The organism is Pedobacter sp. KBW06 (assembly GCF_003852525.1).
In the GTDB taxonomy this organism is placed as follows: Bacteria; Bacteroidota; Bacteroidia; order Sphingobacteriales; family Sphingobacteriaceae; genus Pedobacter.
Window position 1 is genome coordinate 265,694 of the sequence record NZ_QAJL01000004.1, and the last position, 22,955, is coordinate 288,648.

The 22,955-nt window shown below is 43.0% G+C and carries 16 protein-coding genes; 1 reads left to right on the forward strand and 15 read right to left on the reverse strand.

The window, feature by feature from the left end; translation table 11 throughout:
- Positions 1 to 17: 17 nt before the first annotated feature.
- The 15 genes from sprA to DBR43_RS23535 all read right to left on the reverse strand — a co-directional run bounded on the left by sprA (position 18) and on the right by DBR43_RS23535 (position 21,865).
- The gene (gene sprA, locus DBR43_RS23465) at positions 18 to 7,217 is read right to left on the reverse strand and encodes a cell surface protein SprA (protein ID WP_124585416.1); all 7,200 of its coding nucleotides are present in this window, start codon (positions 7,215 to 7,217) and stop codon (positions 18 to 20) included.
- An 8-nt stretch (positions 7,218 to 7,225) separates the two neighbouring features.
- The gene (gene ruvA, locus DBR43_RS23470) at positions 7,226 to 7,810 is read right to left on the reverse strand and encodes a Holliday junction branch migration protein RuvA (RefSeq protein ID WP_124585418.1); all 585 of its coding nucleotides are present in this window, start codon (positions 7,808 to 7,810) and stop codon (positions 7,226 to 7,228) included.
- Positions 7,811 to 7,815: 5 nt separating this feature from the next.
- Entirely contained in the window at positions 7,816 to 10,131 is a 2,316-nt protein-coding gene (locus DBR43_RS23475; RefSeq protein WP_124585420.1) for an NADP-dependent malic enzyme, read from the reverse strand.
- 84 nt (positions 10,132 to 10,215) lie between these two features.
- A complete protein-coding gene (locus DBR43_RS23480) occupies positions 10,216 to 11,433 on the reverse strand; it encodes a lytic transglycosylase domain-containing protein (protein WP_124585422.1) in 1,218 nt (405 codons plus the stop codon).
- A 72-nt stretch (positions 11,434 to 11,505) separates the two neighbouring features.
- A complete protein-coding gene (gene gatA, locus DBR43_RS23485; RefSeq protein ID WP_124585424.1) occupies positions 11,506 to 12,924 on the reverse strand; it encodes an Asp-tRNA(Asn)/Glu-tRNA(Gln) amidotransferase subunit GatA in 1,419 nt (472 codons plus the stop codon).
- Positions 12,925 to 12,962: 38 nt separating this feature from the next.
- Entirely contained in the window at positions 12,963 to 13,175 is a 213-nt protein-coding gene (locus tag DBR43_RS23490) for a twin-arginine translocase TatA/TatE family subunit (protein WP_074608439.1), read from the reverse strand.
- Positions 13,176 to 13,185: 10 nt separating this feature from the next.
- Positions 13,186 to 13,578, reverse strand: coding sequence for a twin-arginine translocase TatA/TatE family subunit (tatA, locus tag DBR43_RS23495; RefSeq protein WP_124585426.1), 393 nt, complete (start codon positions 13,576 to 13,578; stop codon positions 13,186 to 13,188).
- 56 nt (positions 13,579 to 13,634) lie between these two features.
- Entirely contained in the window at positions 13,635 to 14,960 is a 1,326-nt protein-coding gene (locus DBR43_RS23500; RefSeq protein WP_124585428.1) for a murein hydrolase activator EnvC family protein, read from the reverse strand.
- Positions 14,961 to 14,982: 22 nt separating this feature from the next.
- Entirely contained in the window at positions 14,983 to 15,777 is a 795-nt protein-coding gene (locus tag DBR43_RS23505) for a DUF4292 domain-containing protein (RefSeq protein WP_124585430.1), read from the reverse strand.
- Entirely contained in the window at positions 15,755 to 17,452 is a 1,698-nt protein-coding gene (locus DBR43_RS23510; RefSeq protein ID WP_124585432.1) for a tetratricopeptide repeat protein, read from the reverse strand. Before DBR43_RS23510 ends, DBR43_RS23505 begins: the two co-directional genes overlap by 23 nt.
- A 9-nt stretch (positions 17,453 to 17,461) precedes the next feature.
- Positions 17,462 to 17,893 carry a dUTP diphosphatase gene (gene dut / locus DBR43_RS23515; protein WP_124585434.1) on the reverse strand — a complete coding sequence of 144 codons (432 nt, stop codon included), beginning with the start codon at positions 17,891 to 17,893 and terminating at the stop codon, positions 17,462 to 17,464.
- Positions 17,894 to 17,919: 26 nt separating this feature from the next.
- Entirely contained in the window at positions 17,920 to 19,404 is a 1,485-nt protein-coding gene (locus tag DBR43_RS23520; protein ID WP_124585436.1) for a lipopolysaccharide biosynthesis protein, read from the reverse strand.
- A gap of 3 nt (positions 19,405 to 19,407) precedes the next feature.
- The gene (locus tag DBR43_RS23525; protein WP_124585438.1) at positions 19,408 to 19,680 is read right to left on the reverse strand and encodes an acylphosphatase; all 273 of its coding nucleotides are present in this window, start codon (positions 19,678 to 19,680) and stop codon (positions 19,408 to 19,410) included.
- A 29-nt stretch (positions 19,681 to 19,709) separates the two neighbouring features.
- Positions 19,710 to 20,657, reverse strand: coding sequence for an NAD(P)H-dependent flavin oxidoreductase (locus tag DBR43_RS23530; protein ID WP_124585439.1), 948 nt, complete (start codon positions 20,655 to 20,657; stop codon positions 19,710 to 19,712).
- Positions 20,658 to 20,662: 5 nt separating this feature from the next.
- Positions 20,663 to 21,865 (reverse strand): amidohydrolase family protein, encoded by a 1,203-nt coding sequence (locus DBR43_RS23535; protein ID WP_124585441.1) that lies wholly within the window; start codon positions 21,863 to 21,865, stop codon positions 20,663 to 20,665.
- Between the two features lie 353 nt (positions 21,866 to 22,218).
- Between DBR43_RS23535 and DBR43_RS23545 the strand changes: the two genes are divergently transcribed.
- Positions 22,219 to 22,908 carry a helix-turn-helix transcriptional regulator gene (locus DBR43_RS23545; RefSeq protein WP_124585443.1) on the forward strand — a complete coding sequence of 230 codons (690 nt, stop codon included), beginning with the start codon at positions 22,219 to 22,221 and terminating at the stop codon, positions 22,906 to 22,908.
- Positions 22,909 to 22,955 lie beyond the last annotated feature (47 nt).

Sequence of the window (22,955 nt, forward strand, 5' to 3'; positions counted from 1 at the left end):
ACAAAAGAAAAACGGGCCTAATTCAGCGTTACCCTCAAACTAAATCCAAAGTTGCTGAATGAGGTATTAAATGTCTGTGATGTATAAGGTTTAGTGATATTCGAATCATAGAACACCCTTACGTTAAAACGCTGGTTCAAGATATAATCCACGCTCGGCCTTAAAGTAATGTTCTTTGCTCCCGAAGAAACCTCCGCCTCTGCAACATCAGCGCGGTAGATCACCGTTTTGTTATCCCTCACCGCAACATCCAGTTTAAAGTCCATATTGTTGTCCATCTTCAATTGTTTAAACAATCCGAAAGGGAACCTGAACTTCGTGGTGCGGTAACCCAAACCAAAGACCAGGTTGTTTTCTGTTAACTGCGACAGCTGGCTGTTCGCCATACTCAGCCCCAACAAACGGGTCCTTCCAATCTCAAAGTTTGCCGTCAGGTTATTCTTTAACCGGGTGTCTATTCCAATCAGCGGAGAGAACTGCTCTGCAATTGTCACCCTGGCATATTGTAATTCCGGCAGGAAATTATTGTCTTTATCCCTGCTGCTAACCCCGCCATTACGCTCCTCGTATTTCAATAAAGAGTTAAAGCTGTTGATGCTGTATACTGAGCGGTAAGAATGTCTTAAATCAATAGAGCTGAAGTGCTCGGCAAGGAAAGCAATCCGGGTTAGGCCCCTGTAATTCAAACGCCAGTTTGGCAATGGAATTTTAGGCATAGAGTTCAGGCTGACCGAAGATGCACTCTTTCCGGAATAGGCCGCAAGAAAAGCGGAGATCACCACATCCTGTGAGTTCTTGTCATAACCATCTGCATATCCTCCACCCCTGATTCCTGAGGAATTCGGGTTCAGTTCTCCCAGGCGCTGAGAGATTACCTGTCTGTTCGCCATAAACTCGCCGAACAATTTGGATACCGCAGCTCCTGATTTTTCTGAAAATGCCGTTCCCAGACTAATGAAGGAAATGCTGTAATCACCCGTGGTAAAAGGACTGAAATTCTGGAATCCTTTGCTCAGGTCATCATACCTGAAATTCGTAGAATAATTCATCGTCTTATTTCTGTTCGCAGTCAGTGTAATGGTCAGGTCTTTGACCGGCTCAATTAAACTCGTTAAGCTCAGGTCTTCTCTCATCGTATTGATGTACAGCTGAGATTGCAAAGTATCCGTCGTAATCCAACCGTTCCTCAATGCCTCTTCCCTGATGTCCCGCTGACTTCCCAAAACAAATCCCAATCCCGGTGCACCTGTGGCATTGTCTATCCCGAAAATATTTGTTTTCGGCAAATACCCTGGCAGGAAGATCCCTTTGGTTTGGGTATAAGCACCCACTACATTTTTAATACTGGTCAACAATCCGATCAATACCCCCGAACCCGTTTGTTTCGCATCCGCAGCAGTACTGCCCGATTTCCTTACGAAACCAAATTTATTGTAAAGTGAAGCCAGGTTAAAAGTCGGATTGACCTGTATCGTTCTCGAGTTCTGAACCGTATTTCCAAGATTGATATTCGGATCTCTCAAAGTAGAAAGTGGTTCCGTTTGCCAGTTGAAGTTTGTACCATAACGGGTGGCCACATTGATCCAGTCCAAACCTGGAATCTTGTTAATTGGCAACGCATAGGTTACGTTCAGGTTATGGCTATAATCAGTAGTTCTGCCCAACCTCATCATGTTCTGCCATAAAGTATCTCTTTTCAATCCTTCAATTCTTCCATAAGGCTCATCGATGATCGAATAGTTCGTGGCATCAATATCCAGTGTCAGCGATTTACTCAGGTTCCAGGCAATTCCATACACCCTCGATACCAGGAAGTTTTTGTTAAACGTGGTATTCACCGGAATAGAATTCATCGGATCATTGTTTCTCAAACTGTTTTCCGAATAGAAGCGGTCTACATCAATCCTGAAATTAATGGCCGTTGGCATCAGGCTAAAGTTAAAATCTTTTAACAGCGCCAGTGTGTTCGACTTGATCAGCTTCTTAAAAGGCTCATAGGTTTTTGCCGGTCCTGCATAATTATAAGCCAGGGAACCGCGGTAAGTTTTCTGGAAATTGTTTTCTACGATAAAGTCGCGGTGCGAATACTTGGTATACGCATAGCTGACGTTAAAGTTTTCTATATCCCAAATCTTTGGCTTCTGCTCCGGATTGGTTCTTTCCTTTCTTACATTGGTAAAGTTGATGCTGCTTCTGGTGGTAAAGTCCTGTGCAAAGTTCAAAATAGAATCCCTCTGCGATTTGGTGGCAGCATCCAGTGCATTTTTCAATTCAATATCCGGCATGCTCGGGTTGTATTGAGGGGTACTTACCTGGCTGGAATAGCTCACAAACATCGGCACCTTAATCCCTGCTTTCTTAGGGAAAAATTTACCCAGCTCCATGCTCGAAGAAATGTCAAAGAAGACATTGTCTGCCCTGTTTCTTTCACTCACACGGGTTTCCAGAGAACCAAATCCGATCGTCGACTTGCTTCCTGAGACGTTCACGTCTGCAAAGTCAGCCAGTTTCGCACTTAGCCTGGCAGTAGCTGCCCAGCCTCCGCGCTCATCAAACTCTGTTAAGCGAAGCTCATTAAACCAGATGATCGCATTTTTATCCAGTCCGTCGTCATTTCCGGTTACGTTTTTATATGGGTTCTTTACCCCCAGCATATAAACCCTGACCTTACTCATATCCGGCTGCCCTTTTACCACAATCACTTTACCATTTACTATATAGTTAAAGGGAATGTTAATTGGCCATGGTGCACCTGTAGCTGTCTTCGCATTATTTCTCGCGAGTTTCGCTTTCTGGAAAAGCTCCAGCTGTATGTCCATTTTGTTATAGTCAGGCCAAATGTTGTTCGGATCATTCGTTCCCGGCTGCGTTACCTTTAAAGGCTGCGAATACTCATAGTAGTTGTCCTGATTGTCTGTACCAATACGTAAAAATGCACTCAGGTCATTGTCATTTAAGATGTTTGATCCTAAGGCCTCAGCATGGATGTACATTTCCAAATGTTTGTAAGACCTGAAATCATTAAAGGCAGTTTTAAATGCTGCACGGCCATAACCATCTTTCAGATCTTTGATCGTTACCGATAAAGACTGCTCATTCTGACGGGTATCGCCACGATAATTACTGAAATCACGTTCTCTTTCAATCCCCGGAGGAACCACATAAGGGATCGGTGTCCGTTTACCATTTTCTTCAATATTCACTGTTGCCACTTCAATCTTCGACTGATCAGGACTGATCGTTCCCAAAGCAGGATCAACAATTGTTTTTGAAGCTTCATTACTGGCATTGTATTGTCTCCACTCACCCCTTACCAATTGGATCTTTCCAAACCTCAATACCGTAGTATCTGCGAAATTGGTCATGAACATCCGGATGAAACGGATTGATTTAAAATCCTGAATTCCTCCAACAACATTTGTCGGCTGTGCCAATGGGATACGGATCTGATACCAGGTCACAGCTTGTGTTTGTCCGTTCGCAAGCTTCACCTGTGAAGTCACTTTATCGGTAATGTATTTTTGTCCCACGACCAGGTCAGCCGGACGCATCGAGACTTTGTATTCAAAGTACTCGTCAGACTGGGTCATGTTGTTATCCCTGTTGATGTCTTCGCCATCAGGTAAAGAAGTAGAAGCAGAATTTTCTACACCCAGGTCGGCCTGCGACTGCTGTGAGGTTTTAGAGTTTCCCTCTGTTCCGTTATATTTTTGATAACGTTTTAAGATCCCTGCATTTTCACGGTCAAGATCCGGCCCTCTGAAATAGGTATAATCATCAGAAGAAGGGTCATTTTGGATTTTAGCTGCAGCATCCGGATTTAACTGCCCTTTGATCTGGTTGATTAAAGTCGCAAATTTTCGCTGTTCATCCGCGTTACCCATTCCGTCAAGACCCACATCCTGTGCTTTTCTCGCATTCGGATCGTTGTCAAATGCCTGAACTACCGGCTGTAATTTTGGAACCCTTCCCCAATTCGTTTCATCAAATTTGGAAGGATCGCCATCTGCAGGTAAACCATTTTCCAATGATTTACGTCCATCTTTCAGGATATCCTCAGAGATGTTACCAATGTTAAAATATAGGTCACCACCCAAAGAATTCGGTTTATAAATATTGGGATCCATTACCCAAAGCTCTATAAACTCAATGTTCAAAGCTTCAAAGTCATTGGTTTCAATTCTCCTGAACAAACCACCCCAACGGCTGCGTGGATTATTCAATGCACCTGTAGGATCAAAACCTGTTGGCGTATAATTGTACGGACCGCGGACCGTCGGATAGAAAGCAACGTCTAAAGTTGGCAAAGCAAATGGTTGCCCCGTTCCGATTTCTTTAAAAGGAAACACCTCCTGTTCGATCACCTGGCGCACATAGTGATTGGAAAGTTCGTTTTTGTTGTTCCTCAATGCCGAAGGAAGCGTCGCATCCGTCCGGTTGTAAAAGATAGGATCAATATTGTAAAAAGCAATCAGTGCCCTGTTGAAACCATAGCTCAGGTCGTCCATCCTCGAAGATTCAGAGAACATCTGAGGTGTACCAGACAACTGCCATGCTACTGCACTTTTCAGGTCGATCACCGAGCGTGATGCCTCAAAATCGTCCAGGTAACTTACCCCACCTTTCTTGCCACCGAAGTTCAGCGCTGAAGGGTGTCCCGGAACCAGTTGTGCAAACTCTCCGGAGAAACTAAAGCTGGACGGTACTTTTGTAGAAATAAAAGGCAACTTATCCACCAGCTTTGTTAAGAACCTGGAAGGCGAGCTATAGTTCAGATCCAGTCCCCACATCGTGTTTGAGATGGGCTCTTCCCCAAGGTTTACCTTTGGGGTAAGTGGTTTTTCAGTGAGGTTCATAATCGTACCTCCCAAATTCAACTTATTGTTCACCTTGTAGTCCAGACGGGTTCCAAACAGGGAACGCTGCTGTAAACCAAAAAGCTCATTATTTTCTGTAGAGATCTTGATCGGCTGACCGGAAATCAGAACTGCGGTATTCAGGATTCTAACCCTTCCGCCCTGGTAATCCACGGTATAATCCACACCTTCCTGCAAGGGGATCGTTCCGGCAAATACTTTTACCGATCCTTCAGGAACGTTGATCGCATTTAAGCTAAACTCTGAGGCAACCTGACTTTGATAAGCTCCCTTAATGACATAGCGGTTTTGTCTCGTGAACAACTGCTGTGCAATAACCTTGGTCGAATCATATAAAGCGGTATAGGTGTATTTGTCGATCAGCGCTTGTTCTGCAGGACTAAACTGATCGGCAAGATCCTTACCAAAAGGTTCGATCAAAGGAAGGATAATCCTTCCGTTCAAAGGATCTATGGTCACATAACCATTACTGGTATTCGTAGAGAAATTACTCAGATTGGTATTGGAACCATTTGTGTTTCCACCAGTATTGTTATTGTTGTTAACAGGTGTATTGAAAGCAATGTTTTGGTTAGTTCCGAAAGGCTTATTTTCTGATTCAAAGTCAAAGATCCCGTCCGGGCTTCGCTCCTTCTGCTGATTTAAACGATCTAAACCAACAATCTGAATCCATTGTTTATTCTTCAGTGGCCTCCGGTCAGCATCCAGTTTCTCCCCCTCATCAATGTATGGTTTTTCTACCCCTGTCTTATCATCAATCCTGAAAATGTCCAGTTTAAAATTCATCGGACTGATCTGGTAACCACCGATAGAATAGATGTTTTTCATCATCAGGTCCCAGGTAGGCAGTTTCACTTTTGTCGTTTCGTTCTTCAGTAATTTCGTAAACAAAACCTTTGGTGATCCCTGATCAAAAGAGACATCTGTCGTGAATTCTCCCACCTGATATTCCAAACCACGATAGGTATAACGGTAAGCAACGGTAAGTACTTCATCCGTATTCAATGCATTATTCAATGAGATGTATCCCAGTTGAGGATGGAAAGTATACTCCCTGTCGGCCAGCTTTCTGGCGTAAGTTAATTTCGCATAATTGTCTGTCCCTCCGTTAGCGGCAAAGAAGCCAATCACGGCATTAGAATTGGTCTGCCTCGCGTCAGGTGGCAATTGGGAAAGCAAGGTATTGGATGCTCTTGGAAACTGCGGATTGTCAAAACCGGAAGGCAATACTGAGCCTCCTCCCGGGATCGCCGGGTTGTAAGGCGCATTTTCACCAAGATCGATAAAAGCGAGTACATCCCTGGAATCCTGGGTATTTCCTGTTTTATTGGTAATCCAGACTTCCACTTTGGTAATGAGCACACCCGAAGTAATTGTGGGTGGCGTAGCCAGTGTTTTATTGTAGTTATTTCTAAAGTATTGCGCTAAGAAATAGTGTTTATTTGCTTCGTAATTGTCTGCACTCAGTCTGAATTCATTTTGCTGTGCGCCATTATTGATCCGGATTTCACGGGATTGGGACTTCTGCTGAGAGAAGACCGAGCTCACGCTCAGTTTTCCGAATTGCAATTGTGTTTTTACCCCGAATAAGGCCTGTGTTCCGTTGATCAGCGTCGTGTTCAGCGGTAAGCTTACATTTCCCGCTTCTATCTTCTGGATGATGTCGTCTTTTCCACCGGTATAATCCAGTTTCACCTGGTTTTCAAAGTCAAACTGAGCTTCGGTATTGTAGTTCATATTGATCTTCATCCGCGTCCCGATATTTCCGATCACATCCATCTGGATCCGCTGGTTAAAATCAAAATTCGACTGCACACGCTGACGCTCATTGAAGAGCGGGTTTTCGTTTTTATTGATCCGGCCCAAAAAGGTCAGTTCGGCCTCTCCACGAGGCTGGATATCTATCGTTGTGCCACCAAAAATACGTTCAAAAGCCTTACTATTGATTTTAAGGCTGGGAATGAATCCATTTTTTCTGACTTCATTTAATTCTTCACTGGAGTACATCCGCCAGTTGTCTCTTTTCATCTCGCTGTTGACCAGGCGTTGATATTCTTCAATCGTCAGGTATTGTGGAGGCGCAAAAAGACGGTTACCGATCATTTGACGGATGATGTATCTTTTATTCTTCGCATCGTATTCGACTTCCCGCTTCACGTTATCCGGAAGGGGTTGAAAAGAATTGTTCAGGTTTCTAAGACCTAATCGTTGTTTTTCCTTTAGACTAAAGGAATTTCTGAGGGTGTCTGTTTTTTTTCCCGGTGTTCCCGTTTGAGAAAATGCTTGCTGTCCGCCAAGGCAGAGAAAAAAAAGAAGAAGGAGCGTTAATCTGGTTTTCAAGGGGAAAGTTATAAGTTCTTCAAAGCTATTTTAATCATTTGTTCTACTGATAAGTCTACACCACCGTTTTTCACTGCATTATCAATTGATTTCTCTGCAGGTTGTTTTGCAAACCCCAGCATCATCAAGGCAGATAAAGCTTCTTCTCTAACAGTATTATTCAGAGGCGCCGCGATCAGAGACCCGGTTCCTTCTTTTTTCAATTTGTCCTGCAGTTCCAGCACTAAACGCTGTGCAGATTTTACACCAATTCCTTTAATCCGCTGGATTAAAGGTAAATCACCATTCACAATAGCCGTTTGAATTTCTGTAGGCGTGATAGAAGAAAGCATCATCCTTCCCGTATTGGGTCCGATTCCGGAAACAGAGATCAGATGAAGGAAGAGCCTGCGCTCTCCCTCATCTGCAAATCCGTATAAAGTATGTGCATCTTCTTTTACGTGGAGCCAGGTATACACCTTGCAGCGTTCCACATCGGCCAGACTGCTATAAGTATTCAGTGAAATATTGATATGGTAACCAATTCCTCCGGCCTCCACAACAATATAAGCGGGGCATTTAAAGGTCAGCTTACCATCAATATATTCATACATAATTCCTATTTCTTAGTTATTCTTTTTAATAAACCACCTTTTTTAGCGTTTGCCTCCTGTTCTTTCGACTGAACATCAAGAACTGCTAAAGTGACCATATTTACAATCTCACGAACCGAGCTGCCCAACTGAACAATGTGAACAGGTTTGTTCAATCCCAGTAGAATTGGACCTACCGCTTCAGCACCGCCTAATTCCTGCAACAATTTATAAGCGATATTTCCGGACTCCAGGTTCGGGAATACCAAAGTATTTGCAGGAGCATCTACTAAGCTACTAAAAGGAAAGTTATCTTTCAGCAAAGAATTGTTAATTGCAAAATTTCCCTGCATTTCGCCATCTACGATAATGTCAGGGTGCTTTTCATGAAGAATTTTCACTGCTTTTCTTACTTTTTCAGGGACTACACCTTCGTTTGAACCGAAGTTTGAGTAGGAAAGCAGGGCAATTCTTGGCTGAATATTAAACTTACGTACCGCACGTTCCAGCAATAAAGTAATGTCTACCAATTCCTCTACTGTAGGGTCTACATTGACTGTCGTATCCCCAAAAAATACAGGTCCTTTCTTGGTCATCATCATGTACATTCCTGCAACCCGGTTTACACCTGGTTCCGTACCGATCACCTGTAATGCCGGCTTAATCGTAGACACATAATTCTTGGTCAGACCAGAGATCATCGCATCTACCTCACCAAATTCTACCATTGAAGCACCGAAGTAATTTCTGTCGCGCAAAAACTTATTCGCTTCAAACAAGGTCACCCCTCTTCTCTGTCTCTTCTGATACAAAGCTTCCGCATATTTTTTCATACGCTCAGGCTCTAAGAAAGGATCCATGATTTCCACGCCTTCCAGCTCCAAAGCATTCTCTTCAATAATTTTATTGATGATTTCTTTATTTCCCAACAGAACCGGAATGGCGATATTTTCGTCTTTCACAATCTGAGCTGCTTTCAGGATCTTGTAATTATCAGCCTCTGTAAATACCACACGTTTAGGGTCAGACTTCGCTTTGTTGGTGATGGCACGCATGATGGCATCATCCATTCCCAAACGTTGTTTCAACTCTTCTGTATAGGCATCCCAGTCGGTGATGATTTTGCGGGCAACACCAGATTCGATTGCTGCTTTAGCTACTGCAGTAGATACATTCGTCATCAGACGCAAATCCACTGGTTTTGGAATGATATAGTCTTTACCGAATTTAATATTCTTTTCGTTGTAAGCCATGTTTACAGCCTCAGGAACAGACTTCTTAGCCAGTTCAGCAATAGCTTTCACTGCAGCAATTTTCATCTCCTCATTGATGCTGGTAGCCCTTACATCCAATGCCCCTCTGAAAATGTACGGGAAGCCCAGTACATTGTTCACCTGGTTAGGATAATCAGAACGTCCGGTAGCCATGATCAGGTCTTTACGGGAACTGATGGCCAGTTCATAAGCAATCTCCGGGTTAGGGTTTGCCATCGCAAAGACGATCGGGTTTTTAGCCATCGATTTCAACATCTCTACCGTTACACAATCCGCAGAAGAAAGACCGATGAACACATCAGAATCTTTCATTGCATCTTCCAGGGTATTCAATTCCCTTGAAGTCGCGAATTCAGCTTTAATGGCATCCAGGTTAGCCCTGTTGTCACGGATCACGCCACTACGGTCGCACATCACAATATTTTCTTTTTTAGCACCTAAAGAAACATAAAGACGGGTACAGGAAATCGCGGCAGCACCGGCACCATTTACCACAATCTTAATCTTATCCATTTTCTTTTTCTGCAATTCGCAGGCATTGATCAATGCTGCAGCAGAGATAATGGCAGTACCATGCTGGTCATCGTGCATTACAGGAATATTCATTTCCTCTTTTAAACGACGTTCAATCTCAAAGCACTCCGGTGCTTTAATATCTTCCAGGTTCACCCCGCCGAAAGTAGGCTCAAGGGCTTTTACTATTTTAACAAAGTCATCAACGTTTTTAGTATCCAGCTCCAGGTCAAAAACATCGATATCGGCAAAAATCTTGAATAGAAGACCTTTACCTTCCATCACAGGTTTACCCGCTTCCGGACCAATATCACCAAGACCTAAAACCGCTGTTCCGTTACTAATTACCGCAACCAGGTTTCCCTTTGCGGTATATTTATAAACATCTTCTGTGTTTTCTGCTATTTTTAAACAAGGTTCAGCTACACCCGGTGAATACGCCAATGCCAGATCTCTCTGAGAGTTTGTTGGTTTTGTCGGTATTACCTGTATTTTCCCCGGTCGCCCTTGCGAGTGGTAGTCCAAAGCATCTTGCTTCCTGTTAATTTTACTCATAAATCAGTTCATTTATAAAGGGCCAAAGTTACAATCTTTTAATTAGCCCAGAAATAAAAAAGGAATCCCACTCAAAGGCAATTATTAGCCTTTTATAGCCATTTTTCGCTTTTTGGAAGGTTGAGGGTGATGAACTTTGAGTTTTTGACCAGGTACAATGGAAGAACCTTTGAGTCCGTTCCATACTTTTAGATCCTGAACTTCCACATGGTATTGATCCGCAATTGCACTCAGGGTCTGCCCCGGTCTGACCTTATGATAGGAAACTGCAGCCAAAGGGCGTTCTACCACCTTCTTCTTCCGCCTGCGGTCATCATTCGCTGCCAGGACCACATTCGGGTTCACATCCAGCTCCGTATTGTTCAACACTTCATAGATCTGTGCAAACTGGGCCATGTTCACCTTCGGGATAATGATCCGCTTGGGTTCCAGTTCTGTCCCGTTCACGATCTTCTTCTTATAAGAAGGGTTCAGACTACATAAAGCATCTTCATCGATACTCAGTGCTCCCGCCAATTGAGGAAGCGAAACGAAACGGTTCACATGAATCGTATCGGTATTTTTTACGAAAGGAGATTTCTGCGCGCGGATCTGATGCTGACCAGGGTAGTTCATCACGTAGATCGCCGCAATAAATGCAGGCACATAATTTCTGGTCTCCAGTGGAAGGTATCCCCTGATTTCCCAGAAATCCTGAGAATCTGCTTTAAGCATTGCTTTTTTCACATTTCCCATTCCACAGTTATAGGCTGCAATCGCCAGAAGCCAGTCGCCCAGCTCCTCATAAGCATCTCTGAAATACGCTGCTGCTGCATAGCTGGCCTGAATCGGATCTTTCCTTTCATCCACAAAGTTATCCATGTTCAGTCCATAATCTTTTGCCGTAGCAAACATGAACTGCCACAGCCCTGTAGCACCAACCCTGGATACCGCATGTGCGTTCATAGAAGATTCTATGATCGGCAGGTATTTGATCTCCTCGGGAATGTTATAATATTTTAATGCTTTTTCAAAAACAGGGAAGTAATAGTCCGAAAGACCTAACATCTTCCCCATCATATCTTTCCGTCCGCTATAGATGTCGATGTACTTCTGCACATGTTCATTATAACTGAGGGGCACCATTTTCTGAATTGAATCCAGACGTGCCTTATAGCCGAAATTGTGGTTGTAAAAGCTTGGGGTTTCCGGTAAGACAGGGACCGGTATGGTATCGTTAATCTGTAAAGCCTGTTGCTGAGCAATTGCCGAAAAGCTGGTTAGTGCTAAAATACATGATGCAAAAAGTACATTTATTTTCATAGGCATTTGTTTGTCTTCAATGTCTATAAAACTTGCATGCAGGTTTCACAGACAATGACGGTTGACATGGGTCTAGGTTAAAAATGTATGGGACAGGGAAAGTAGTTCCTGTTCCTTAAAGTGCTTTGCCATAAGCTGTAAACTTAACGGTAATCCCTCTTTATTATTGCCCAAGGGAATTGCGATCGCCGGAATTCCCGTCAGAGAGGCCAGCACCGTAAAGATATCCGCCATGTACATCACCAGTGGATCTTCGATATTATCTCCGATTTTAAAAGGTGGTGTTGGTGTTACCGGGCTCAGAATCACATCAAAATCTACCAGCAGCGCTTCCATCCTTTCACGGATCAATCTCCTCACCTGCTGTGCTTTCTGATAATAAGCATCATAATATCCGGCACTTAAAACGAAAGTACCTAAAAGAATCCGTCTTTTCACCTCTTCTCCAAAACCTTCGGCCCTGGAGGTCTTATACAAATCGTTCAGATTGCCGGCTTCCGTATTGCGGTGACCATAATGGACGCCGTCATAACGGGATAAGTTCGAAGAAGCTTCTGCCGTGGTCAGTACATAATAGGCAGGCACGAGGTAATCCAGCAGGTCAAAAGACACATACGTTACGGTATGTCCCTGACTTTTAAAACGTTCAATGGCTTCCAGGATCGCAGCTTTAATTTCAGGATCCAGCGCTTCACTTTCCAGTGTCTCCTTTAATACCGCAATCTTTTTTACACCAGCAGTTAATAAACCGGCCTTATAATCCGGTACTTCTTTTTGAGAGACGGTACTGTCATGATCATCCGCTCCAGCCAGCACTTCCAATAAAATGGCCGCATCGCTTACCGACGAAGTGATCGTTCCTACCTGATCGAATGAAGAAGCATAAGCAATGACACCATATCTGGAAATCCGCCCATAAGTAGGTTTCAATCCGATACATCCGCAAAATGCGGCAGGCTGTCTGACAGAACCACCGGTATCGGTTCCCAATGCTGATAAGCAAAGGTCTGCCTGAACGGCTACTGCCGAGCCACCTGAAGATCCTCCGGCAACGCGTGAAGTGTCTGCTGCATTTTTAACCACGCCATAATAAGAAGTCTCATTAGATCCGCCCATCGCAAACTCGTCGCAATTCAACCTTCCGATGATGATGGCATCTTCGGCAAGTAAACGTGCAACAACAGTAGCAGAATAAGGAGAAATAAAACCTTCCAGCATTTTGGAAGAGGCGGTTACCTCATGGTCTTTGTAAGAGATATTGTCTTTGATACCAATCACCATCCCTGCCAGCTTCCCGGCAGTGCCCTGATCTATTTTCTCCTGTACTGCCTGAGCCTGGGCTGCCGCAGAATAAAAAAACACCTCATTAAAAGCATTGAGGTGTTGATGACTTTCTATTTGCTTAAAATAGTGATCCAGAAGCTCAGGTAAACTTAATTTTTTTTGAGCAATAAGGGACTGTATCTCTGATAAGGAGCTATACTTCTTCAAATTTCAAGAATAGGTTAAATTTAAAATTGGACTTAAACCTATAAAGGTTTGTTGGTGCGGTTTTGTTCTACGACATCAGAACCATTACCATCCACACCTTCTTTTCCATCTTTAAATTCTTTAATACCTTTACCTAAACCACGCATCAATTCAGGGATTTTTTTACCACCGAAAAGTAGTAAAACAATAACAAGAATAATGGCGATTTCTGCACCACCTAAGCCAGCGATTAATATGGTTGTGTTTAACATGATATTTTAGTTAAAGTTGTGTTTTATCTGTTTCTATTTTAGGATTCTCCGTGTTACTAGCAAGGGTTTCCTTTTTATCTAAGTCTATTCCTTCTTTAGCAGCTGTGCTGCCAGGATACATTTGTTCTTCCAGGCTAGTTTCTTTTGGGTGGTGACGGTCATTGCTGTTCGTGTCTTTAATGATCGAATCAATGTCGTCCACTATACCTACGGAATTAATGTTGCGGTGGATTTCTCTTTTTACACCTTCAGAAGCATCTTTAAAATCGCGGATTCCTTTTCCTAAGCCCCGCGCCAGTTCCGGTAATTTTTTACCACCAAATAACAAAAGCACTACAGCCAGGATGAGCATGATCTCTCCTCCGCCCATATTTAAGAATTCCAATACTGTCCCTGTATACATTTTACCCTATTTTTTTAAATCTATAATACAAATATAAACATTTATTGCTCAATCCTCTATTTTGCAGAAAGCCATCCTGCAGGATTTTGAGCTACTGCCCCTCTGTAGATCTGAAATTGCAGCTCCGGCATATCGCCCGATGAGGCTACTGTACCAATCGTCTGTTTTGTACTCACCTCGTCTCCCTGTCCTACACTCACAGATTTCAGGTTCTGATAAACCGTAAAAAACTGTCCGTGTTTGATCAGCACGTAATACCTTCCAAGGGCATTTCCGACTTTGGTAACTTTTCCGTTAAACACCGATCTTACCGCAGCACCTTCACTGGTTTGAATGGTAATTCCGGCATTATCGTAACCCGCCTGCCCAACTTTATGCTTTCCAAAGCTTTCCGTCGTCGTTCCTGTAGCCACCGGCCAGGGTAAAGACCCGCGGTTGCTTTCAAATGCGGCAGATAACTTTGCAGCTTCCGGAGTTGCCGTAAGGTAGTTGTTACTGCTGTTCGCTGTTACTGTCTTTGGCTTGGCAACAACTGCTACCGGGGCTGGTTTATTTTCAGCCTTGGCTTTCGCTATTGCCGCGGCCCTTTCCGCAGCAGCTTTTGCCGCCGCAGCTCTTTCTGCAGCCCTCGCCGCCTCTTCGGCTTTCTTTCTGGCGATGGCAATCTCACGAACAATGGCTGCACGGATACTCCGGTCAATCTGTGCCTGTTGTTTTTTCCGGGTTACAATGTCCTGTTTGTATTGTTTTTCCTGCTTACTAATCTTGTTCAGCACCTGAGCCTGTTCGTTTTTATTCTTGCCCAGCTTATCTTTTTCATTCTCCTGTTCATGCAGAAGACTGCTTTTTTCCTTTAAATTTTTATCCAGGACCACGATCTTATAGTTCAGGTCTTTCTGTGTTCCCTGAATATATCCGGCCTGTTTTTTACGGTATTGACCAAATTGCTGAAGGTATTTAATCCGCTTATAAGCCTGGTTGAAATCACTGGAAGCAAAGACAAACATCATCTTTTCGTAAGCATTCCGGTTGCGCTGTGCAAAACGGATCATTCCTGCATATTCCTTTTTCAGCTGTGAAAGCTGTCCTTTCAGGTTAATTACGGTATTGGTATTCTCATGAATCTGATTGTCAAGGTTTTTGATCTCAGAATTGATGACCGTGATCTTGTTCTGCATTAAACTGATTTGTGTGTTTAATGCATTGATCTGGGCCTGAGTAAGTTTCTTGTTCTTTGCAGTCTTGGTAAGGTTTCTCTGCAAGAGTTCTATTTCGCGCTGAATAGCTTCCTTTTTTCTTTTAAGCTCTGAACTGTTTTGCGCAACGGCGATGGTTGCGGAGCATACAAATAATAGGAGTAAAAGTAATTTATTTAGCTTCATTGCGTCAAAAGTAGGAAAAAAATCAGTTTATTACTTCATACTTACCTGGAACATTAAACGGAAATTCCAGGGGAACATTGCTTTCTACTTTTGAAAAATCCAGTTTAAGATTTATCTTCTGTGTACCTGCCATCGAATTGATACTTAAAGTTGTAGGAAATAAAGCACCGTTCATATTTTGATAATCTCCATAAACAACCTTTAAAGCTTTCCAGGACTTCAGGTCGTTCAGGTTGTTCTCTGAAACCTTCATTAAGGTATTGAACAAAACACGGTAACCCAGCTCTGCCTGCTCACCCTCTAACACCCAAACCCCGTTTTCAAACTGCAGGTCGGAACTTTCCGTCATGAGCTCGCCAATGGTATTTCCCGATAAGATCGCCTGAAGCATTTTAAAGTTCACCTGCTTATTCGAAAAGCGGTGTACATAATTAAAGGGCTTCTTGAGGTATACCCCTTGCAATTTATTCAGCACCTTGATGCTATCCGGGGTAATCAGCGCACGGGCACCTTCAATTCCCATCAATCCGGTAACGCTTACCCAAATGCCCTCATCTTTCCTGATGCGAATGTTCATATTGACATTATTCGAAGTTCCGTTGATGTCCAGAATTGCTTTTCCTTTTAAAGATAAACTTGTAAAGGCCACATCTTTTTGCTGCAGCAGCTTTAATGTTTCCGACTTTTTACGATCGACTACTACGGAATCCGTTGCCGGAGGCACCACAACCACTACTTTCTTTTTTGTTTTACAGGCAGCCAACAGGCAAACCAGCAATGTCAGCAGCAGTACTTTATTTAATATATTTCTTTTCATTGATCTTTCGGTTTAATATTCCAGAGTCATTTCCCGCTTCCTTTGCTTTTTGCCATTGGACCAATGCAAGTTCCTTTTCTCCTTTTAAGAACAGAATATCGCCATAATGCTCCAGGTAAAGTCCATTTTTAGCGCTGTTATTTTGTAAAGCCTGTTCCGCCCATACTTTAGCCTGATCGTATTTTTCCAGTTTGAGTAATACCAGTGCATAAGTATCCGCCACAGAAGGGTTGCCCGGCATTGCGGCCGCCGCTTTAGCAATCAGGGATTCTGCTTTAGCCAGGTGCTGGTTTCGCAGGGCGAGGTAAAAAGCATAGTTATTCAGCAACAGGTAATTCGTTGGTGCAAGTGCTACCGCCTTATCAAAAGCAGTATTGGCTTCGGAAAACTTCTGTTCATCGATCAGGATTTCACCCTGTAACCCCAGAATCAATGCCTGAAGGTCTTTATTGTCGCCATCCAGCTGTAAAGCTGTTTTGATATTGCTCAGTGCTGCTGCGTTCTGATTGTCGCGGTGCAAGGCAAAAGCGGTATAGTAATAAATGATGGCTTGATTGGGATAGATTCCCAGGGCGGCATCTCCGGTTTTCACCGCCTCTTTATATAATCCAAGGCTCGTCTGGATATTTAAAACCTGTTCCCAGACCGCGTATACGTCTTCTGTCTTTTTTAACACAGACTGATACTGCTCCAGTGCGGCAGAAAGGTTTCCCTGTTGGTATAAGACATCCCCATATAAGGCCTGGGCCTTGGGATCCGAAGGGTTGGCCCCAACCATAATCTTTGCCAGTTCTCCTGCCTCCTGCATCCTGGCTTTATTTCTGGCCGCTCCTCCGGCCAGCATCATCACAATCTTGATCTTTCTTTCTGCCGGCATTCCCGAATTGGCAAAAGCCGTCCTCAATGACTGTCCTGCAGCGGTACTGTTTTTTGAATTCCGGTAATAATCGGCAAGGGCAAGGTCTACCTCATACTCTTCAGGAGCTACTGTTTTTGCCTTCTGAAGCAAGGGCAAAGCCGTTTCATACTGTCCTTTTTCCATCAGGGACTCACTCATTTCCAACAGCCCTTTAACATCGTCCTGCCCTTCCGCAAGCATCTTGTCGACTTCCTGTTTCGTTGCCGCTTTTCCTGTCCCCAGAGTGATCCTCTGACGGGCCTCGGTCAGCGCTTTTGAAGGCCCGAATTTCTGCTCCAGAACTTCATAACCTTTTAAGGCTTCTTCCGTCTTCCCCATCAAAAGGTAAGCATTGGACTTGTCAAAATAATAAGCATCATTCTCCGGCGACAACCGGATCATTTGCGTGAAGACCGTCACCAGTCCTTCCATATTCCCTTTGCGCTTATACAATTCGGCCAGGAGCTTCCAGTACCAAAGATTATTGGCATCCAGTGCGACCGACTTTTTAATCGAAACTTCTGCTTCTTCCAGCTTATTCTGCCGGTAGTTCAGGTTCGCAATTTCGTAATGCACGGCTGCATTATTCGGGTCTATGGTTAATATTTTATTAAAGCTTTCACCGGCCTTGCTATAATTTTCATTCAGCTTTTCTCTCAGGCCGGCAAAAAAAAGGTTTTTTACTGCATTGCTATCCAATACCGGATTCACAGGTTGCTGTGCAACAGCCGACAGGCCTGCAAAAAGTAATGGCAGTAAAAGAGACCTTTGCTTCATTTTTATTTTTTATTTTCCGGTGTGTCCGTATCCACCTGCACCACGTGCAGTGTCGCTTAGCTCTTCCACCGCTTCCCATGAAATGGTTTCATGTTTAGCAATCACCATCTGTGCAATCCTGTCGCCGTTATTCACAACAAAATCAGTATCAGAAAGGTTCACCAACAATACTTTAATCTCTCCACGGTAATCGGCATCAATCGTTCCCGGAGAATTCACAATACTGATGCCATGTTTATAAGCCAATCCACTGCGCGGACGGATCTGCGCTTCAAAGCCTACAGGCAGCTCAATATGTAAACCTGTTGGAATCAAAACACGTTGTAAAGGTTTAATGGTGATTTCAGTTTCTGTAAAAGCGCGCATGTCCATCCCCGCAGCATGAGCAGTTTCATATTGAGGCAAGGCATGTCCGGAATTGTTAATGATATTAATCTTCATTGTTGTATATATTGTTGTTAATCTTTTTATTTTTTTAACAGGATCGCTTTCAACTCATCCTTTTCAAGATAAGCAATGCCCGCTATGAAAACGAGCAGCATGGCGTTTCCGATATAAATGTTTCTGTTAAATACCCAGAAAGATAAAATCACCAGAATTACCGAGATGACCAGGTAAGCCAGAATCCTTTTCAGGTTATAAGGAATGGGGTAATATTTTTGTCCGAGAACATAGGAAATCACCATCATGACAAAATAAGCCAGCATAGACACCCATGCGGAGCCCATATAGCTGAATTTAGGAATCAGGATAAAATTCAACAGGATAGTGATCGATGCGCCTACGATGGAAATGTACAATCCAAAGCGGGTCTGGTCCGACAGGCGGTACCAGATGGAAAGGTTCATATAAATCCCAAGACAAACATAACCGAACAGCAAATAAGGAACTGCAGGCAATCCTACCCAGTACTCTTCCTTACGGATAAAGTGTTTCAACAGTTCAATGTTGGCAATGAGCCCTACAAATAATACCGCCAAAGCGATTACAAAATAATGTAAGATCGTTGCATAGGTCTTTTTAGCATTTGCATTTTTAGCATGACTAAAAAAGAAAGGCTCTGCCCCTAATCTGAAAGCAGTGATAAAGATGCTGATGAAAATAGCAATCTTGCAAACAGCGCCATAAATTCCGACCTCATGATCCGCAATCGAATCCGGCAATAACCTGCTCAGGACAATTTTATCCAGGTTTTCATTCACGATAAAGGAAAGGTTAGCCACCAGGATCGGCCAGGAATAAGAGAACATCTTTCCAAACAATTCCTTATCAAATTTAAGCTGAATCTTTAAAAACTCCGGCAACAGCAAGACAAAAGTCACCAGACTTGCGATCAGATTGGCGATGAAGACATAACCCACCCAGACCCCTCTGTACCAGGACGCAAACCACTCTCCCATTGGCCATTGATGTTTAATCATCAATGGGATCACATAAATAAACAAGAGGTTAAAGCCTACAAAAAAACCGATGTTCATGAACTTAATCAGGCTGTATTTAAAAGCTTTGTTATCGGCCCTTAACTTGGCAAAGGGGATCACACATATCGCATCGATAAATAAGATCCAGATGAAAAACTGAACATAACTTTTATAGTCGGCCAGCTGTTTTGGGTCGTCGGTCAGGTAATTCGCTATGGGATTGGAAAAGACCAGCCCGGTCACTAAAAATAAAACAGATATAAAAGCAATACACAGAAAGGAGTTGTTATATACCTCCTGCTTTTTATCCTCATGCTTATTCAGGTACCGGAAATAGGTACTTTCCATTCCGAAAGCCAGCACCGCATTGATCAATGAGGCATAAGCATACATGGTGGTAAAGATCCCATAAGTGCCCGCAGCAAATTTGCCGGTATAGATCGGCGTCAGGATAAAATTAAACAGCCTGGAAAATACAGTACTTAAACCATAAATTGCGGTCTGACCAAGGAATTTTTTTAAAACAGACACGTGCTACTTTTTGATGATTTCAAAATTACGGTAGTTCTTCAGTTCCCCTGAAGTCACTTCTACATTTTCGATCTTTGCCCTGTCCGGCCCTTCATTACACCACTCCTGAAAAACCTCGAGTGAAGTATCATCACCTTCTGCTTCCATATACACACTCCCATCTTTCTCATTTCTGATCATTCCACGGACCCCCATCTGATCTGCGATTGCTTTTGTGGTTGCCCTGAAAGATACACCCTGCACTTTTCCGGTAATTCTTATCTTGATGTGTTTCATTTATAACTCAAATATTATTTCTAATTGTCTTAAAATTTCAGTGAACTGATGCGCTGCTTCTCCGTTAAAAACTCCTGCCAAATCTCATCGAGGATGGCTGCAGCAGGTTTAATTCCCTTTAACATAGCGGATACCTGTCCGATTTCCAGCTCTCCTTCTTCCAAATTTCCTTCAAACATACCTAATTTCGCGCGTGCACGCCCTAAAAGCTGTTTCAATGTTTCCGCATGTGCCCCTTCGGCTTCTGCCTGAGCAATGGTTTCATCAAAAGTATTTTTGAGCAGCCGAACCGGCACTAATTTTTTCATTCTCAATTTGGTGTCGCCCTCTGCAGCGCCAATGATCCGGTTTTTAAAGTCCGGATGTGCAGAAGATTCCTCTGCTACCGCAAATGCCGATCCGATCTGTACGCCCTCAGCACCTAAAGCAAAAGCAGCAAGCATGGCCCTGCCAGTTCCAATTCCTCCGGCAGCAATCACCGGAATCTTCACCTGATCTTTTACCATCGGAATCAGACATAAGGTGGTGGTTTCTTCCCTCCCATTGTGGCCTCCGGCTTCAAAGCCTTCCGCAACGATGGCATCAACTCCACAAGCCTCCGCTTTTAAAGCAAACTTCGTATTGGCAATGACATGTACCACTGTAATTCCTTTTTCTTTCAAAAAACTGGTCCAGCTCGCCGGATTTCCCGCAGAACTGAATACGATCTTTACCCCTTCCTCCACGATGATGTTCATGATTTCTTCCACATTGGGATAAAGCAACGGGACGTTTACTGCAAAAGGTTTTGAGCTGGCATTTTTGCATTTTCGGATATGAGTTTTCAACACTTCCGGATACATAGATCCTGCACCGATAATTCCCAATCCACCAGCATTGGAAACTGCAGAAGCGAGTTCCCAACCGCTGCACCAAATCATTCCCGCCTGAATAACAGGATATTGTATCTTAAATAAGGTTGTAATTCTGTTCGACATATCAACTAAGCTATTCTTTTAATTTTGCCAGTCACCAGGATATCCACACAGTTATCCACAGGGTTATCCACGTAGTTATCCACAGTTTCCAACAGGACGATACCGGGCGTTTTTCCAACAGCTAAACTACCAAAATGATTTTCAATTCCTAAGAACTCCGCACCATTCCATGTGGCCCATTTCAGGAGCTCATCAAAAGAGATTTTAAAATGATCCTGTAAGGTTTTCATTTCTTCAATGATGCTCAACTGATCATTGCTCGCCAGGCTATCAGTACCTAGTGTAATTTTAACATTTGCCTCCTGGAGGAGTTGTAATTCCGGCAATTTATCTTCTATATATAAGTTAGCATTCGGACATAAGCACCAGTACAGGGAAGGATGTTGAGCCGAAGCAAAATCAAGATCTGACTTACTGGTAAAAGTATTGTGTACCAATAATGTTTTTTGTGCAGTTGAAAGTTTAGGCAGATAAGAAGCCAGAGAAGTTTTCCCTGTTGCTTCAAAAAAATCAATATTCAGTCCAAGAAACTGATACAGCTTCAAAAAACTTCCTGTTTTATTTTCAAAAAAAGCATTTTCATCAGGGGTTTCCTGATTATGGATGCTGATCAGGTCATTGCTCTTTTCTCCTTCCCTGCGAATCTGCTGAAACAATTCATCAGAAACAGAATAAGGAGCATGTGGAACGATCGAGCCTACCAAAGGTTTAAATGCATTTTTCAATTCAATTGCAGCCTTGATAATTTCTTCGGCTTTAACCGGATTGAAGCCCATCGCCTCAATAAAGGTATGGTAATGAATGCCGCTGATTTCCTTCACTTCTTTAGAAATGATTTTATTGGAGATATCACCCACCGCAACAATTCCGTTTTCATACATCTTACGGTCCGCCTCTTCCATCGCAGCAATAACCTCTGTATCTTCTGCCTGCCTTTGGCGGATCACCTGCTCTACAAATCCGGGAAGCCCGGTATGTTTGGCGATCTTACCTTTTAAATGAGAAAGCTCCAGGTGGCAATGGGTGTTGACAAAGCCAGGAACCAATACCCCCTTATAATAAGTAATGTCTGTAATTCCTTTTGCTGCTGCTTCAGCTGCAGTTAAGATTTCTTTAATTAAACCGTTGGAATCAATGGCGATCACCCCATCTTTCAAAGGGGCTGCAGATACGGGATAGATGTAGGAGGCAGAAATGTAGGAAACCATATTCACAAAGAAAAGACATTTCTCCTGAAAAGTTCAGAGATTTATGGCTTAGTTAAACATAAATCCAGTATTAAGTTACTGCGAAAAAGTAATGAAATCCATCCTGCATGGTGAAAAAACATCTCCACAGCTTTCTTTGGAGGTCGCAAAGTGTGACAACCAATTTTCCAGCCCTTCCTCTGTCATATCAAACATGAAGTCTTCCGGAAAACCTGTAAAATAATTCAACTTAAAACTCCAAATTCGACCAAACTACCTCTTTCAGTTTTAAATGTCCATTTAAATTCCTTTTTATATTTAGCGTATTAAAAAGCATAAGATGTTTAACTTTATCAGCCCATAATCAAAACCTCATGAACCGCATTGACCGACTTTTTGGTATCCTGCTTTTACTTCAAACAAAGAAATACGTCACTGCAGACCAGATCGCAGACCGCTTTGAAATTAGTGTACGAACGGTCTACCGGGACATCAAAGCTTTGGCAGAGCAGGGAATCCCAATCAGTTTTGAACAACCCAAAGGGTATTACATTGTACAAGGGTATTTCCTTCCTCCCGTTTCCTTTAATTCAGAAGAGGCAAATGCCTTGCTGATCATGGAAAGACTGGTTGCCGGTTTTGCGGATAAATCCATCCTAAACCACTATACCAATGCCTTAAATAAAGTAAAGGCCGTCCTGAGAAATTCCCAAAAAGAAAAGCTGGAATTTCTGAACAACAACATCAAGCTGCAATTACCACAGTCCATAAATAATGAATTTGAATACCTTTCCCTCTTACAAAACGCCATATCTGCACAATGCATCATTACAATAGAATATAGCAACAACAGCAAAGAGACCAGTAAACGCGAAGTCGAAGCGATAGGATTGATCTTCTATGCCTTTAACTGGCATTTAATAGGCTGGTGTCATTTGCGCAAAGAATACCGGGATTTCCGGGTCTCCAGGATTGTAAAAGTTTGCCAAACCGATCTCCCTTTCAGGAAAACAGCGCACATGCCTTTAAGCGAATACATGAAAATGCTTCCGGTAAATTATTAAACAACAACAGTCAATAACATTTATAATAGTAATACCATTATAAATAA

Bases quoted from the DNA above. Each gene is read 5' to 3' on its own strand.
- dut (WP_124585434.1), bottom strand. From the start codon at position 17,893: ATGAAGATTAATATCATTAACAATTCCGGACATGCCTTGCCTCAATAT.
- DBR43_RS23525 (WP_124585438.1), bottom strand. From the start codon at position 19,680: ATGAAACACATCAAGATAAGAATTACCGGAAAAGTGCAGGGTGTATCT.
- DBR43_RS23505 (WP_124585430.1), bottom strand. From the start codon at position 15,777: ATGAAAAGAAATATATTAAATAAAGTACTGCTGCTGACATTGCTGGTT.
- DBR43_RS23500 (WP_124585428.1), bottom strand. From the start codon at position 14,960: ATGAAGCTAAATAAATTACTTTTACTCCTATTATTTGTATGCTCCGCA.
- DBR43_RS23530 (WP_124585439.1), bottom strand. From the start codon at position 20,657: ATGTCGAACAGAATTACAACCTTATTTAAGATACAATATCCTGTTATT.
- DBR43_RS23535 (WP_124585441.1), bottom strand. From the start codon at position 21,865: ATGGTTTCCTACATTTCTGCCTCCTACATCTATCCCGTATCTGCAGCC.
- DBR43_RS23480 (WP_124585422.1), bottom strand. From the start codon at position 11,433: ATGAAAATAAATGTACTTTTTGCATCATGTATTTTAGCACTAACCAGC.
- DBR43_RS23475 (WP_124585420.1), bottom strand. From the start codon at position 10,131: ATGAGTAAAATTAACAGGAAGCAAGATGCTTTGGACTACCACTCGCAA.
- tatA (WP_124585426.1), bottom strand. From the start codon at position 13,578: ATGTATACAGGGACAGTATTGGAATTCTTAAATATGGGCGGAGGAGAG.
- ruvA (WP_124585418.1), bottom strand. From the start codon at position 7,810: ATGTATGAATATATTGATGGTAAGCTGACCTTTAAATGCCCCGCTTAT.
- DBR43_RS23490 (WP_074608439.1), bottom strand. From the start codon at position 13,175: ATGTTAAACACAACCATATTAATCGCTGGCTTAGGTGGTGCAGAAATC.
- DBR43_RS23545 (WP_124585443.1), top strand. From the start codon at position 22,219: ATGAACCGCATTGACCGACTTTTTGGTATCCTGCTTTTACTTCAAACA.
- DBR43_RS23510 (WP_124585432.1), bottom strand. From the start codon at position 17,452: ATGAAGCAAAGGTCTCTTTTACTGCCATTACTTTTTGCAGGCCTGTCG.